Genomic DNA, 16,223 nt, shown 5'->3' with positions numbered 1-16,223 from the left:
ACCAGTTCTAAAGGTAGAAATCGAAATGGAATTTTTTGCGTGATTTCAAAACTGCAGGGTTTACGTACTATAAAAGGTCTTTTTGTTGCAGGTAGTTGTTTTTCATTATAGTGTGGTAAAATATAGGTGTATATCCACTATTTATGCATATTTAGATTTTTCTGTAGTATTAAAAATATAATTTAATAGAGAATGAGATGAGTAATTATGGATAGGGACTTATTTAATTTAGAGCTGTTAAGAACGGCTTGGATGAAAAGTAGATTCTTTAACTTTAAAGATTTTAAAGAATTTCATTTGGACACTGAGAGAGATTTTTATGACGATAACATTGAGTTTATTTTAGAAGATATAAGGCTAAAGCTAAGAGATGGTTACAACTTTCATCCAAAATATATCGTACCATTTCCTAAGAAAAACGGTTTAATACGTAGGAGGGTTTTCATAAACCTACAGGATCAGATTGTAACTCAGGCACTATTAGAAATTATAGGTTATAAGATCGATAAAAAATTTTATCGTTATTCCTTCGCACATAGATTAGACATGAAGAAAAGCCCCTATTCCGCCAATACGTTCATTTATTATTATGAGCAATACAACAAGTTTTTGAAGTACTTAATGTATCAATTGAAGAAAGGGTATACATGGTACTGTGAGACTGACATCACATCTTATTTTGATCATGTCAGGCATGATCTACTTACAGTACAACTTAATAATCTTATTAAAGGGGATCACCTTGAGTATATTAAGGATGGCCTTATACCTAATTTTTTAAGCGCTCCTTACATACAGAATAATAAGTTATTAAGTAGCAAAGCTGTGGGAATACCTCAGGGGGGGGCTTTCTCGTCTTTCTTAAGTAATGTTTATCTAACAGAAATTGATTATAAAATGGGGAGTATTCCTAATATAAAATATATGCGTTATGTAGACGACATGAGGATTTTCGGGAAGAATCCGGTAGAAGTTGAGAAAGCGTTACTTTATTTACAAAGTCTCCTGTTTGATTTGGGATTAGAATTGAATAGCTCTAAAACCTTGATAAACAAGGTTGAAAAAGAGGAGGATATTGAGAAATTTAAAAGAGAACAGGCAGAGAAGTTGTCCCAATTTAATGAGCCAATGATAGGTAAAAAAGAGATACAGGAACTAAGTGATATCAAAGAATCGAATGAAGTACTTCTTAGTAAAGACAATGATAACTTCGACGAGCTTCTTAAACTAAGAGAAAGGAAAAAGAATTTTGTTATTAATAAGCTTATAACACGTGGAGTTCCTGAGAGTTTTTCTGACTTAAAAGATTCTGTTGAGGGAAGGCTAGACAAAGCTACATATCTTCTAAAACACCTTTACAAGTTTAAACATAAAGTGCAGGGAGTAGAAGAACTGAATGAGAAATTCATAAACAGGCCTTATGAAGTGATTCAAGGGGTGGCACTAAAGAATAAGATTAGGTGGTCTAGGGATTTTCGAGACGTAGCATATTCACTCCCCACTGAAAGTGGAATGGTTGAATTAGCACTTATTAATAATGGTGATATTTACGATCCCTTACTTTTCTCAACGGTACTAAGACAAGTATATACTAATATTAAGAATGTTAATCCGTTCTTAATACAGGTTATTCTATATCAATTTCAAAACCAAGGTTGTTTACATAAGCTTAAAATTAGTTTTATTTCTCAAATATTGAAATTTAAGAAATATAAAGAATCAGATGTTAGCATACATATAGCAGATATATTTAAGAAAGAAACGGAGATTTTTGATGCAGTTAAGCGACAAATGGAACAAGAAGTTGAAGAATTTATATTATATCTAAGGGAATATAGCTTAAGTTACTATAATGCTTTATGTAGTATAAGTTTAGTAGAATTGAAGGTGCAACCTGCAGTAGAGGAAGGTTATCTAATACTTTCGGATTTCTTAGACAATCGACTCTTTAGCCACAGGGAAGTTAATATAATTATGCAGAAGATTATAAATCTACTTGTTAGGTCTCCCGTTTATATGGGTAAGCCAAGTACTATAAATGTGGGAAATATTTGGATAAAGAATGGTAGACAATATGGATCTTTTGAAGTAAAGCTAAGTCCTTCTCCTGTAGAAAAAACTACATTTCGAACACCTGAGGAAATTTTAAATACAAAGGATATAGATATAGAGCTACAGGTTAGTTTCCTAATTGGATTACTTTGGATAGGTCTATATATGGAAAGTACAGGTCACCTTCTAAAGTACTACCAGCCGTACGCTCAATTTGACCCTAAGAAGTTATGGGGCAATAACGAAGACCTGTTTAGACATATGTATAAAAAGAACATATTAGAAGGGACTGAGGATTATGAAGATTTTGTAAAAACCTTAAAAAGTATTGGTAAATTAACAAGAAAGAACCCCACCCAAAGGAAAAAAATAAGAGAATTAATAGAGGAGGAGAACGAGGTGTCTGAGACAGGAGCTATAGATGTTTTCTTTTCATACAGTCATGAGGACGATCTCTTTAGACAACAATTACTAAAACACTTAACTGTAATGAAACGTAATGGAGTAATTAATGGTTGGAGTGATAGAGATATAAATGCCGGTGATGAGTGGAAGGAAAGTATACACGATAGATTAGAAAGTGCAAAGGTGATCTTATTGCTTATTAGTGCGGATTTCTTAGCCTCTGATTATTGTTATGATATAGAGATGATGAGAGCTTTAGAACGGCATGACTCCGGAGATGCAAAGGTAATTCCGATTATCCTCCGTTCTTGCGATTGGAAGGGTGCCCCTTTTAGTAAGCTTCAAGCCTTACCTCCTGAAGCACGTCCTTTAGATCTCTGGGAGAATAGAGATGAAGCTTTTACTAAAATAGTGGAAGGAATAAAAAGATCGATTCAGAGCCTACGCAAAAAGTAATCAATTAATATCTACAAATCGTATATTTCGCTTATTTTAAGAACATCTTAGTAATACATATCGAAATAAGCGGGATATACGTTAATTCTAACTGCTGCTTATACTTATTTAAAATACAGCAAAGCCGAAATCAATTATTTTCATTTAGTTGTTAAAGATACGTAGGTTTTCTAATTTTAAGGGAGAGAAGTAAAAGTAATAGAAGATTTAAAACATTAATATTAAATTATTTTACCACCAGTTATATGATTCCATCTAAAACCATCCCTAATATTCTGAATATGACTTATGGATACACCATATGTTTTAGCTATATTTTGAAGATTTTCCTTTTCTTTAAGCATGTAGACAATTTTTCTAACATCATTTTCCGTAAGTTTTACTTTTTTGTTCGGACTTTCAATTTTTATGCCACCAGTCAATGAACTCCATGTATTACCATTTAAAAGGTGGAAAATCGTTGTTGGAGCTACGTCTAATTCTTTAGAAATTTCGCGCTGCGTCCATCCTTGTTTATATAATTCTATCACCTTCTTTGCATTTTCTCTATTTAAGCCAACTACCACTTCACGCTCTACCTTTTTCCCACCTGTTATATGAGCCCAAGTGTTACCGGCTAACAATTCTCTTAAAGTAGTATTTGCAATACCAAACTCCTTTACCAGATCTTTACGACGCGCCCCTTTTTTATAACGTTCAACAATTTCTATAGCTGTCTTATCAGTTAACTTTGCTGTGGGTACATCCTCTCCTCTTAAAGGAATATTCAATTTATTAACTTTTCCGCCTGTAACATGAACCCAAGATTCTCCATTTCTAATATCCCAGATGGTGTCTCTGGATAGCTGATATATTTTTGCGATTTTCGGAATAGTTACACCTATTTTCAGTAGAATTATGATGTCCTGCACCCCCTTTTGTGTCAGTTTCGAGTTTGAATTATCTTCTCCACGATTAAAGGTGTACTCATTACCAACACGTTCCCCATTTGTTAAGTGTGACCAGTTATCACCTCTTCGTATATAGTGAATGGTCTGGATGTGGACATTGTATTTTTCCGCCAGCTCTGCACAACTATATTTGTTATTTTTAATGTAATTCCGAATGTTTATAACATCTGAATCAGTAAGTACTTTAGATACTTTCTCTCCGCGTCGTATTACATCCTTGTTCATCCTAAAAGAACCACCGCCATCCGTATGGTTGTATCCAAAAGGTTTTTTATTACTACGATAATAGGTAATAAGTTCTCTTTCTCGCTTATTTAAAATATTATCTAAGTTATCACCTTCATATGTTTCTAGAATTGTAAATTCAAAACAAGATTCTTGGTATGTGTTCCATGCTGCTTGTAAGGCTTTGTTTTCGTGTTTGTTATCGCGCAGATGCCTTTTATGTTTTGAGAGTCGAGCTTTTAAATCCCTGGATTGACCTATATAGATTCGGTTGTTTATTGTACATTGGATCATATAAATACCAGCTTGTTTTTGCCGCTTCATAATAAAGTGAACCCTCCTCGTATAAATTTGTATGACATGTCGTACAATAATAAGTTAAAGTTTAGTTCGAACTAAAAGTATGATTTCCAATTATTAAGTGTACTATTCAAATTAAAATAAAAAACGCCATCCAAAGATGACGTCTAACGTAGTATCTTTCGTTCTTTATTCAACTTTCTAATAACAGCATTCAACGGTGAAAATTTATCGTGCTGATTAATCAACGCCTGTTTCGATAAATGTGTATATCGCATCACCATACGCAGATCAGCGTGACCAAGCAACATCTGCAAATGACGTATATCTCCACCAGCTTCCAAAAACATCGTAGCGCCGGTATGTCGGAATAGGTGGGGATGTACGTTTTTCGTAATACCAGCCTCTTTTGCATATATCTTCAAGCGTTTACGAAAATGATTACGCTCCATCTGCTCTCCGTAGTTCGTAACAAAGACATGATGCGTTTCAAAATCCTCGTTCTCTTTTATCAAGTCTTTCAACAAGTTCGCGGTCGTATTTTTAATAGGAACAATACGTGCTTTACGACTCTTAGCGACTGTAGCCCGAACTGTAATTACTTTAGCTGAGAAGTCAATATCGTTAGCTGTAAGTGACAGTGCTTCGCTGATACGCAAGAATGTGTCTAATAAGAGGTTCATAATAACGTAATCTCGAAAATCACTGAAGCTTCGTTTATTAGGTACATCTAGTAATCGTCGTAGTTCATCGACTGTAAGTACAGCAATCTCTTCTTGTGGTTCGTTTACGTCTTTTACTTGCTTCATAGGATTATTCTCAATCAATTCCTCATCAATTAAAAAGCGGAACATTACTCGTAATGTCTTCAGCCGTGTATTAATCGTAGAGGGGGAGAGGCCAACTGTTTTACAATCATCAGGCTTATAATTATGGTCTTCAAACTGTATTTTCTCGTTCTTCATAAATACTACGTAATTGCGGATCACATCGGCCGTAATTGTATCTATATTTCTACTAAGACTCTTGTAATCGAGGAAATACGTAAAGTATCGAAAGTTTTCTTTATACTGATGCAAAGTACGTGTAGCTCGTCCTTCAGCTACCTTGGCATGATAGAATTTCTCGAACAAGTCGTCAATCGTTTGTGTAGCAAATGTTCGTAACTCCTTCTTTACACGTTTCCCCTTACGCTTTGAAACTGTTCCTTCATTATTAGATGTCATAAAAAATGCCTCCTATTTCGTTTTTGAAAACGAGATGAGAGACGTATAACTATCTTCCTTAGCTGACCGCCACCGTGTTTGGACGACAACCCCCACCCTGCGTCAAGTCAGCGTTAAGTCAACGGAAAATAAAAACCGCATCAAATGTTGATTTGACACGGTTTCTACAAATATGACCCCGGAGAGGCTCGAACTCACGACCTCCACCCTGTCAAGGTGGCGCTCTCCCTGCTGAGCTACGGGATCCCAACTATAAATGTTACCATCAGCAATGTATTTTCATTTCATTCGTGTAATCGGAGAATTTGTACAATTTGTTGAGTATTGTAACATTTGATGTATTCCTATAATAGCAACAAACTTTAATGGTGTAAAGGTGTAATTTTCTGAATATTAATATTCTAATTTTGTATAAAAAAATAAGCTCCGAAGAGCTTATTTTAATAATAATATCACCGCAATTATCAATGATAGTATCAAAAATACAATCATGAATAATGGAACTCAGTCATAAGCTATCGTCCTGTAACTGTCATTCCTGCTGTGTAAATTGTATCAATAGAACCGTCAGCGCCTTTTATTTCGACTTTATAACGATATGTTCCATCCTCATAAATATCATCGCCATATCCTGTGAAAGTTGCAATTTCATCATTGCTTCCAGCTGGGACCCATTGATTTTGCCAACGGAAGTTGGTTTCAAATTCTCCCCATCTATCGCCATATTTCTTTTCAAGGCTGACATTGTAATGAATTTCTTCAGCTCGGTCATTTGTAATTCTTGCAATTACGCTGTTACCAAAAGTAACTTGTGTAGAGTGTACCTGAACTGTAACACCGTTTACCGTTTCACCAGGACCACAAATGTAATGACAACCATCCCATTCGTCAGCATGTGCTTTTGGTGTTTCAATGTTCATAACCGTTAAACCGCCTAAAGCTAATGCGCCAGTTAATAATACTTTACCAAATGTTTTCACTTGAAATTCCCCCTAAGTATACTCTCAATTCGTTCGATAGATATCACATTAATCTAATGGAACGTTTTTTCCTTAAGTGTATTCGCTATGAATCTTTCATCTTGTAGTAATCTAATCACTACATAAAATTTCATAGTTTTGATTCCATATATGTATCATGATTTACATAGAACAAATCTGTTAATACGCTTTGGTTATTTACTTATTCCACTACTTCTATTACCTTTTATTGGTAAAACGTTGGTTTTATTATATAACATTATTATCTATTTACAAGAGAAAATAATACTGTATGCAAAAATGCATAATAAAAAACACTGCTTGTATTCTAGATTACAGATTAAATGGAGTGTTGGGTTTCAATTAATATTTGAGTGGAACTTAATGCTAATTTTTTATGCTTAACAGTATGCATATATCATCGTTTATTAAAGTTATAATTGATAAACCTTGTTCAGGGGACGCTCTTCCTGCTGAGCTACAGAATCTTCAAAAGGGAAAGTATAAGCGATTATGCTAGTAATGTATGAAGGAATAATGATGAGAAGCGAATTCAGTAGAAAGTAGTCTTTGGATGTAGTGGTTATATTATTTACGATACCAATCCAAAGGACCTTCAGCACTCAAATCAACAAGAAAAGGGAGTAAGAAATGTAAAGGTAAGCTTATAAGTTCTGGCATAGCGTTCACCGTTTTCTTTGATAGATATTGTCTCATAAAACAATACGGACAATCCTTTTCAAATGTCACGAGTATTGCCCATACATCTTTTATTGTCCACTTCGTTTTACAATACGTACAACGCGTCATGAGGTTCCTCCTCATTTTAAGTTTTCTTCTAGTATACTCCATTCCATTGTAAGAAAGTCATTTGTATTTGGTGTGGTAAAATGTAAGTTGTTTTATTTTTATGTGAATCTATTTAGTCATTTATGAACAATTACATATCATTTGATATTTTTGCAGAATGATAGATTTTCAGTTTCAATATGCCAATTGGCCAATATATCCTTTTTACAATTTACTGAAAATCATGTATAACAGAGATACATGATTATTTTATCTCGCTATTTGCGGGCAGTAAGATCCCTTACCTCGAAATTCAGCAAAAGTAAAGAAGTTAGGTTCGGGTCGGAATGCCCGTAAAAGTCCGATTCGTGAGGGTTGATGAAAGTTTCACTTTATAAATATTCAGAAGTAGAGGGAGAAAAGTTGTAATGGTAAGAAAAACGTTCAAGATGCGCGTGTCTAAAAATAGAACGATTTCGATTAATGGATCGATTCTTGATGTGGATGTTACACATGATGAATTTTTACAAGAGTTTGTTGAGTGGGTTGATTCTAAAGGTTGGTCGTTTATGGGAATAACAGATGAGATTACGCCCGAGGAAGCTAGTCAAAAGTTAATAGATTCGTTGATTGATGAGAAGGATAAGAAAGAGTAATTCCTTCTTATTTTTATTGTATATTTATGTTCTTTATCGTAAAAGTATGATATAGTAAAAAATAGTGAAATTTCTTCCAATATAATACAAATTACATATGATTGGTAGATTTATTATTTTGTTAAGGAGTAAATGGAAAAGGGAGAGTCATATGGTAAATTTTAAGAAAATTTTGGTTTTTATTACAGTTATTTGTTCGTTTTTTTTGACGCCCATAACATTGCGTGCTGAGACGAATATTGGAGTAAATCCAGAACAAGTTGCACCACCACCTGCGGAAGGACCGAATGTTTTTAGTCAGTTTGCAACGACAATTGATGCGAAAACAGGAGATGTTTTGTATGATAAAAACGCATATCACCGAGCATATCCTGCTAGTACGACGAAGGTGTTAACAGCGATTTTACTCATGGAGCATACAAAGCCAGAGGATCAATTTACATTTTCACAATTAGCATTAGATCAAGAGAAGAGTAATTATCAAATTGAGTTTCAACCTGGAGAGACAATTAATAGAAATACTGCGCTTATGATTTTAATGGTGCTGAGTGCGAATGATGTGTCGTATGCGATTGCGGAGCGGATTGGCGGGAGTGTTGAGAATTTCGCTAATATGATGAATGAGAAAGCGAAGCAATTAGGGGCGAAAGATAGCCACTTTGTAACACCGAATGGATTGCATGATCCGAACCATTATACGACGCCGTATGATATGGCTATGATTACGAAGGGTGTGCAAAAGTATCCTGAAATTTTACAAGCGATGAATACGAAAAGAACGACAGTTACGACGTCTAGGCAGACGGTGTCTATTTTTAATAAATCTAATTTTTTTGAAAATCCATATAGCATTGGCGGTAAGACAGGGTTTACGAATGAAGCACGTAATACACTTGTTTTATTAAATGAGAAAGATGGAAATCGTATTATAAGCGTAGTAATGGCTTCTCAAAGACCTGAAATTTATGAAGATTTGAAGCAGATGGCGGAATATTCTTTCGGTCAATTTACGAAGCAAATGGTGCTTGATAAACATAATTGGCATCAAAAAACAACATATTTAAATAAAGATGTTAATTCTGAGTTGGAACAAAGTGCGGAGCTTATGCTTAAGAAAGATGAAGGGAAAAATGTGAAAACTATTTTCCGGGCGGCTTCATTAGATAAAGAATCTTTATATCATAAAGGAATACATCGTGGTGAGGTAGTTGGTGCAGTTGATATTACGAAAAATAATCAAACAATTGCGACGGTAAATGTTCTTTCAACAGAAGATGTCACTTTTACGATGCCTAAAAAAGATACAACTATGCCTGAAGTAAAAGACTCAAATGTGAAAGTAATAAGTGTTGGGATAGGTGCGATTATATTATTTGGAGCAATTTTATATGTAGTGTTGCGCCGAAATACAAAAGGAATGAAATCAGAAGGTAAATAAATTACTAATAAAAAGACTGTGTAAAATTTTGGCACAGTCTTTTTTCTATATTTTAAATAACTAATAATTGTAAATTTTCTTATTGCAATAACTTAAAGTTCGTTATATCATTTACTTGTGTTCTTGTTAAAGAACAAAGTGGATATTGCATACTTGAAATAATATAAAACAACGGAGAGGGAGAGAGACGATGAAATTAATATGGAAGATAATTAGCAACGCGATCTCATTTGTTTTATTTGCATTGATGGTTTTTTTAGCTTTTGTAGTTATTTCTTCAAAAGCAAGCGGTGGTGATCCGACAGTGATGGGATATCAATTTAAGAGCGTTCTTTCAGGATCAATGGAGCCGACGTTTTTAACAGGATCAATCATTGCAATAGAACCAAACAAAGATGGTTCTAAATATCAAAAAGGTGATGTTATTACCTTTAAAGAGAAAGATCAAAAAATTATCACTCACCGTATTATCGGTGTGAAAGATACAAATGGAAAAGTAATGTATGAAACAAAAGGGGATAACAACAACGGACCAGATTTAGAGCCAGTACTTGCAGAAAATGTAGTTGGAAAGTATGCAGATATTACAGTTCCGTATGTTGGTTATTTACTGAATTATGCGAATTCAAAAGCGGGAGCAGCATTACTTCTTATTATTCCAGGAGTCTTTTTACTTGGGTATTCCGCGATTTCTATTTTTGGTGCTATTCGTAGCATTGACGGAGAAAAGAAAGATAAAAAAGTAGAACAATCCGTCTAGTTCGTTTGGTTATACTTTCCGTTTAGGAAGTTAACAAATATATATTAAGGGGATATGGACATGACTTTAAAGAAAAAATTAGGAATGGGTATTACATCAGCAGTATTAGGAGCAGCTTTAGTTGGTGGAGGAACATTTGCATTTTTCAGTGATAAAGAAGTGTCAAATAATACATTTGCGGCTGGAACACTGGATTTAGCATTAAATCCATCAACAGTTGTTAACGTATCGAATTTAAAACCTGGGGATACAATTGAAAAAGAATTTAAACTAGAAAATAAAGGCTCTTTAAATATTAAAAAGGTTCTACTGAAAACAGATTATAATGTAGAAGATGTAAAGAAAGACAATAAAGATGATTTTGGTAAACATATTAAAGTAACATTCTTAAAAAATGTAGATAAGCATGAGACAATTGTGAAACAAACTACTTTAGATAAATTAAAAGGTGACACACTTACAGCTGTAGATAATGATTTATCGGCTTGGTTCTGGGATGAAAAAGGTATTTCAGCAGGTAAATCTGATAAATTCAAAGTGAAATTTGAGTTCGTTGATAATGGAAAAGATCAAAATCAATTCCAAGGCGATAAGTTACAATTAAATTGGACGTTTGATGCACAACAAACAGCAGGTGAAGAAAGATAATAAGAAAAAGGGCTATCACATGGATAGCCCTTTTTCTATTTTTCTAGTATTTGTCTATCAATTTTAATAGTTCTTTACTATAATATAGATAATGTTCTGTATAAAGAACGTAATGTTCGATGGGAGAGATTAAGATGCTGAAAAGACCGCGTAATTTTAAAAAGATGCTTATATTGCCGTGTATGTGTTCTATTACGTTTTATTTAGGATCTCAAATTATGACGCATACAGAAGCGGCGTTCATTCATGAAACGAAAGTAGAAGCGACGCTTTCTACAGCAATTATATTTCCGAAAACAGTTAATACGTTAAAAGAGCAATCTGAGAAACATAAACAGTTTATTGAGCGTGAGTATGGAACGATGAAGGGAAAATCGAAAGCAACTTCTATTGAAGAAATAAAACAGGCGATTTCTGTATGGCAACAAGGGCGTGAGAAAATTGTTGCTGAGAAGGAAGCCCTGCAAAATGTATATACTGAAATAGAAGCTCCTTACAATCAAATACAAGAAGAATTAAAGGTAAATAAAGATGAGTCGATGCAGCAAGTGTCCATATATGTAAATGAAGGCTTCCGCAGTATCAAAGAGAAGCGTGACTATATTGAGAAAGAAATTAGCTTGAAAGCTATTGATGAGCAAATTCAGGCTCTTCAGCAACAATTAAACGTTGCAATTGAAGCGGAAGGACAAAAGAAAGCCGAAGAACAGAAGAAAGTAGAAGAACAGAAGAAAGCCGAAGAACAGAAGAAAGTAGAAGAACAGAAGAAAGTAGAAGAACAGAAGAAAGCAGAGGAACAGAAGAAAGCAGAGGAACAGAAGAAATTAGAAGAACAGAAGAAAGCCGAAGAACAGAAGAAAGTAGAAGAACAGAAGAAAGCAGAAGAACAGAAAAAGCTAGAAGAGCAAAAGAAAGCGGAGTAACTGCTTTAGTGAAACAGCCGGAAAACAAGAATGTGGTGTAAGAGAGAGTGAACGAATAAGCAAGACTAGTAATATTTATACGAGTGTGAGGGAACGTTAGCCCTCACCTCTTTGTTTTTCTTTTTTCTTATAGTATTAAATGATTTGAGTGTGAAAAAAGTTATAAATTATCATTGTTTTTTCTGAAAAGTCTAAATGATATTGAGAAATAAAAATAACTGAAAATATTAATAAATATGTGTTGTGTTTATATAGGGTTGTTCGTTATAATGAACATAAGGTTTTTAAAAAAGAACACATATTAGCTAAGCTAATATAGTTTTCTTTACATCTCTTATTGAAAAATAAGTGATAAAAATATAAAAAAAAGCTAGGGGGAATTGATTGTGAGTCTGAAAAAGAAATTAGGTATGGGAGTTGCATCAGCAGCATTGGGGTTAGCTTTAATTGGTGGAGGAACATTTGCATTCTTTAGCGATAAAGAAGTATCAAACAATACATTTGCAGCTGGGACGTTAGACCTTACATTAAACCCTAAGACGCTTGTAGATATTAAAGATTTAAAACCAGGGGATTCTGTTAAGAAAGAGTTCTTATTACAAAACAGCGGTTCGTTAACTATTAAAGACGTTAAATTAGCAACAAAGTATACTGTTAAAGATGCAAAAGGTGATAATGCTGGTGAAGACTTTGGTAAGCACGTTAAAGTAAAATTCCTTTGGAACTGGGATAAACAAAGTGAGCCTGTATACGAAACAACTTTAGCAGACTTACAAAAAGTTGATCCAGATCTTTTAGCTAAAGATATCTTTGCTCCTGAGTGGGGAGAAAAGGGTGGATTAGCAGCTGGTACAGAGGATTATCTATGGGTACAATTTGAATTTGTAGATGATGGAAAAGACCAAAATATCTTCCAAGGTGATACATTGAATTTAGAATGGACATTCAATGCTAACCAAGAAGCTGGGGAAGAAAAATAATAAAAAAAGCGGGTATTCCCGCTTTTTTTTATAAAGAAAAAGAAGTGCTGGTTGTAAGCACTTCTTTCTATTATTATTTTTGATTTTGCTTCCACTTTGTAAATTCAAGAAATTCACGAAATTGTTCTTTGGAGACACCAGAGTTCATTGCATCTTTAACGAGTTGTGTCCATTCGGAGTCTAGGTTAGTTTCCTTTGTTGTTTCATCATGAAGTAAAGTATCAACTGGAATTTGTAGAACTGCTGCGATCTTTTCAAGAAACTGAATGGAAGGGTTTTTTTGTAAATTTCGTTCTATAGAACTAATGTAAGATTTAGCAACGCCAGCTTTTTCGGCAAGTTCAGTTAATGAAATCCCTTTTTGTAAACGAAGGCGTTTTATACGTTCTCCAATCATATTTGCGCACCTTTCTATCAATATGTAGTTGTCTTATGATGTCATTATTATAACATAAACTTCGTTAAAAAGAACAAACCTATTGAGCCTGACTGGATGGCTTCATACGTTGGAAAAATTGCTCGATGTCTTGCATGGCGATACCAGCATCTAGAGCTTCAAGTATTAAATCAATCCATTCTTGATCCAGTGCGTCTGTCTTATCTTTGTACAAATGTAATTCCTCCCTAATTATCGGTCATAATTGCTGCTACAGAATACATGATAATGAAATCCGATTTTGTGTTTTATATAGTGAATTATCAAATATTGTGTAGATGAAACAAAGATAAAATCCCCATTAAACTCCCTCTATGGAAATTATAAATTGTTCGATAAAAACTTTCAATATTTTCAGAAAACATTGTTGAATTGTGATATATTCGTATGCTAACTATGAAATTTTTACAAATATATTAAAAACATTACATAATATGACTAAATATTGAAAAAATATTGAATTTTTAATAAAATTTAATTTGTAATACATATTATTTATTAGGGGAGGAAATAAGGGATGAACAAGAAACCGTTCAAAGTTTTGTCATCAATCGCATTGACAGCTGTATTAGGCCTTTCATTCGGAGCTGGCACTCAATCTGCATATGCTGAAACGCCTGTGAATAAAACAGCTACGAGCCCAGTGGATGATCATTTAATTCCGGAAGAACGTTTAGCAGATGCATTAAAAAAACGTGGGGTAATTGATTCGAAGGCTTCAGAGACAGAAACAAAGAAAGCAGTCGAAAAGTATGTAGAGAACAAAAAGGGTGAAAATCCTGGGAAAGAAGCAGCAAATGGGGACCAACTTACGAAAGATGCATCTGACTTTTTAAAGAAAGTGAAAGATGCGAAAGCAGACACGAAAGAAAAATTAAATCAACCAGCAACAGGCACACCTGCAGCGACAGGCCCAGTTAAAGGCGGTCTAAATGGTAAAGTACCAACTTCTCCAGCGAAACAAAAAGACTATAACGGTGAAGTTCGTAAAGACAAAGTACTCGTTTTACTTGTAGAGTACGCTGACTTTAAACATAATAATATCGACAAAGAGCCTGGATATATGTATTCTAACGATTTTAATAAAGAACATTATGAAAAAATGTTATTCGGCAACGAGCCATTCACATTAGATGATGGAAGTAAAATTGAAACGTTTAAACAATATTACGAAGAGCAATCTGGTGGTAGTTATACTGTAGACGGAACAGTTACAAAATGGTTAACAGTTCCTGGTAAAGCTGCTGATTACGGTGCAGATGCTCCGGGCGGAGGCCATGATAATAAAGGACCAAAAGGGCCACGTGATTTAGTAAAAGATGCATTAAAAGCAGCTGTAGATAGTGGTATTGATTTATCAGAGTTCGACCAATTTGATCAATACGATGTAAATGGTGATGGGAATAAAAATCAACCAGACGGTTTAATCGATCACTTAATGATTATTCATGCGGGTGTTGGACAAGAAGCAGGCGGTGGTAAATTAGGCGATGATGCAATTTGGTCGCACCGTTGGACAGTTGGACCAAAGCCATTCCCAATTGAAGGTACACAAGCGAAAGTACCATATTGGGGTGGAAAGATGGCAGCATTCGACTACACAATTGAACCAGAAGATGGAGCAGTTGGTGTATTCGCACATGAATATGGTCACGATTTAGGTCTTCCAGATGAGTACGATACACAATATAGTGGTCAAGGTGAGCCGATTGAAGCTTGGTCTATTATGAGTGGCGGAAGCTGGGCTGGTAAAATCGCTGGAACGACGCCAACGAGTTTCTCGCCACAAAATAAAGAGTTTTTCCAAAAAACAATCGGTGGTAACTGGGCAAATATCGTAGAAGTAGATTACGAGAAATTAAATAAAGGTATCGGTCTAGCGACATATTTGGATCAAAGTGTTACGAAATCAGCAAGACCAGGCATGATCCGTGTTAACTTACCAGATAAAGATGTTAAAACAATTGAGCCAGCATTTGGAAAACAGTATTACTACAGCACAAAAGGTGATGATCTTCATACGAAGATGGAAACACCACTGTTCGATTTAACGAATGCAACGAATGCAAAATTTGATTTCAAGTCATTATATGAGATTGAAGCAGGTTATGATTTCCTTGAAGTACACGCTGTAACAGAAGATGGTAAACAAACGTTAATTGAAAGACTTGGTGAGAAAGCAAATAGTGGAAATGCAGATTCGACAAATGGAAAATGGATTGACAAATCATATGATTTAAGTCAATTCAAAGGCAAGAAAGTAAAATTAACATTTGATTACATTACTGATGGTGGTTTAGCATTAAATGGATTCGCTCTTGATAATGCTTCATTAACAGTAGATGGTAAAGTAGTATTCTCTGATGACGCAGAAGGTACACCACAATTAAAATTAGATGGTTTCGTTGTATCTAACGGAACAGAGAAGAAAAAACATAACTACTATGTTGAGTGGAGAAACTATGCTGGGGCAGATAACGCGTTGAAATTTGCTCGCGGTCCAGTATTTAACACTGGTATGGTTGTATGGTATGCAGATTCAGCTTATACAGATAACTGGGTTGGTGTACATCCAGGACACGGTTTCCTTGGTGTAGTTGATTCTCATCCAGAAGCAATTGTTGGTACTTTAAATGGTAAACCAACAGTTAAGAGTAGTACACGATTCCAAATCGCTGATGCAGCGTTTTCATTTGACAAAACGCCAGCTTGGAAAGTCGTATCTCCAACGCGTGGAACATTTACGTATGATGGCTTAGCAGGCGTACCGAAGTTTGATGATTCTAAAACGTATATTAATCAACAGATTCCAGATGCAGGACGTATTTTACCGAAGCTTGGTTTGAAATTTGAAGTAGTAGGACAAGCTGATGATAATTCTGCAGGTGCTGTTCGTTTATATCGTTAATACTGTAAAACTACCGAGAGATTTTCTTTCGGTAGTTTTTTTGTGAGCAATGAATTTTATATAGCTGAAAAAGTCATATATAATGTAACCT

At 34.6% G+C, this 16,223-nt stretch carries 14 protein-coding genes and 1 tRNA gene; 8 read left to right on the top strand and 7 right to left on the bottom strand.

From position 1 onward, the window contains the following. Positions 1-207 precede the first annotated feature (207 nt). Complete coding sequence (locus tag ES895_RS09985) at positions 208-2,913, top strand: reverse transcriptase domain-containing protein (protein WP_135238319.1); 2,706 nt, start codon at positions 208-210, stop codon at positions 2,911-2,913. 221 nt (positions 2,914-3,134) lie between these two features. Here ES895_RS09985 and ES895_RS09980 read toward each other — a convergent pair whose 3' ends face one another. The 5 genes from ES895_RS09980 to ES895_RS09960 form a co-directional block, all read right to left on the bottom strand. Continuing rightward, entirely contained in the window at positions 3,135-4,412 is a 1,278-nt protein-coding gene (locus ES895_RS09980) for a GIY-YIG nuclease family protein (protein ID WP_135238318.1), read from the bottom strand. 143 nt (positions 4,413-4,555) lie between these two features. After that, positions 4,556-5,614, bottom strand: a complete 1,059-nt coding sequence (locus ES895_RS09975; protein WP_135238317.1) for a tyrosine-type recombinase/integrase — start codon at positions 5,612-5,614, stop codon at positions 4,556-4,558. Positions 5,615-5,787: 173 nt separating this feature from the next. After that, a tRNA-Val gene (locus tag ES895_RS09970) sits at positions 5,788-5,860 on the bottom strand. Between the two features lie 269 nt (positions 5,861-6,129). Further along, positions 6,130-6,594 (bottom strand): hypothetical protein, encoded by a 465-nt coding sequence (locus ES895_RS09965; protein WP_000846655.1) that lies wholly within the window; start codon positions 6,592-6,594, stop codon positions 6,130-6,132. 588 nt (positions 6,595-7,182) lie between these two features. Then, positions 7,183-7,404 carry a hypothetical protein gene (locus ES895_RS09960; protein WP_000196288.1) on the bottom strand — a complete coding sequence of 74 codons (222 nt, stop codon included), beginning with the start codon at positions 7,402-7,404 and terminating at the stop codon, positions 7,183-7,185. Between the two features lie 407 nt (positions 7,405-7,811). Here ES895_RS09960 and ES895_RS09955 point away from each other — a divergent pair, with 407 nt between their 5' ends. From ES895_RS09955 to calY, 6 genes are all read left to right on the top strand, one after another. Beyond that, complete coding sequence (locus ES895_RS09955; RefSeq protein ID WP_000251856.1) at positions 7,812-8,039, top strand: hypothetical protein; 228 nt, start codon at positions 7,812-7,814, stop codon at positions 8,037-8,039. A 151-nt stretch (positions 8,040-8,190) separates the two neighbouring features. Further along, complete coding sequence (locus tag ES895_RS09950) at positions 8,191-9,477, top strand: D-alanyl-D-alanine carboxypeptidase family protein (protein WP_000247031.1); 1,287 nt, start codon at positions 8,191-8,193, stop codon at positions 9,475-9,477. Positions 9,478-9,667: 190 nt separating this feature from the next. Continuing rightward, the gene (gene sipW, locus ES895_RS09945) at positions 9,668-10,237 is read left to right on the top strand and encodes a signal peptidase I SipW (RefSeq protein WP_000767792.1); all 570 of its coding nucleotides are present in this window, start codon (positions 9,668-9,670) and stop codon (positions 10,235-10,237) included. A 60-nt stretch (positions 10,238-10,297) separates the two neighbouring features. Then, positions 10,298-10,885 carry a CalY family protein gene (locus ES895_RS09940; protein WP_000172854.1) on the top strand — a complete coding sequence of 196 codons (588 nt, stop codon included), beginning with the start codon at positions 10,298-10,300 and terminating at the stop codon, positions 10,883-10,885. 134 nt (positions 10,886-11,019) lie between these two features. Beyond that, complete coding sequence (locus ES895_RS09935; RefSeq protein ID WP_240690226.1) at positions 11,020-11,808, top strand: DUF4047 domain-containing protein; 789 nt, start codon at positions 11,020-11,022, stop codon at positions 11,806-11,808. Between the two features lie 386 nt (positions 11,809-12,194). Further along, the gene (gene calY / locus ES895_RS09930) at positions 12,195-12,788 is read left to right on the top strand and encodes a biofilm matrix protein CalY (protein ID WP_000053713.1); all 594 of its coding nucleotides are present in this window, start codon (positions 12,195-12,197) and stop codon (positions 12,786-12,788) included. Positions 12,789-12,861: 73 nt separating this feature from the next. On the opposite strand, the gene ES895_RS09925 is transcribed toward calY, so the two are convergent. Then, positions 12,862-13,185 carry a helix-turn-helix domain-containing protein gene (locus ES895_RS09925; protein ID WP_000578885.1) on the bottom strand — a complete coding sequence of 108 codons (324 nt, stop codon included), beginning with the start codon at positions 13,183-13,185 and terminating at the stop codon, positions 12,862-12,864. 79 nt (positions 13,186-13,264) lie between these two features. Next, positions 13,265-13,399 carry an anti-repressor SinI family protein gene (locus tag ES895_RS09920; protein WP_000276219.1) on the bottom strand — a complete coding sequence of 45 codons (135 nt, stop codon included), beginning with the start codon at positions 13,397-13,399 and terminating at the stop codon, positions 13,265-13,267. Between the two features lie 342 nt (positions 13,400-13,741). Between ES895_RS09920 and inhA1 the strand changes: the two genes are divergently transcribed. Beyond that, positions 13,742-16,132 (top strand): M6 family metalloprotease immune inhibitor InhA1, encoded by a 2,391-nt coding sequence (inhA1, locus tag ES895_RS09915; RefSeq protein WP_001035946.1) that lies wholly within the window; start codon positions 13,742-13,744, stop codon positions 16,130-16,132. The last annotated feature ends 91 nt before the right edge of the window (positions 16,133-16,223 follow it).

The organism is Bacillus sp. 007/AIA-02/001, assembly GCF_004634455.1.
Classification (GTDB): domain Bacteria; phylum Bacillota; class Bacilli; order Bacillales; family Bacillaceae_G; genus Bacillus_A; species Bacillus_A cereus.
This window is presented reverse-complemented; position numbering and strand designations above follow the sequence as displayed.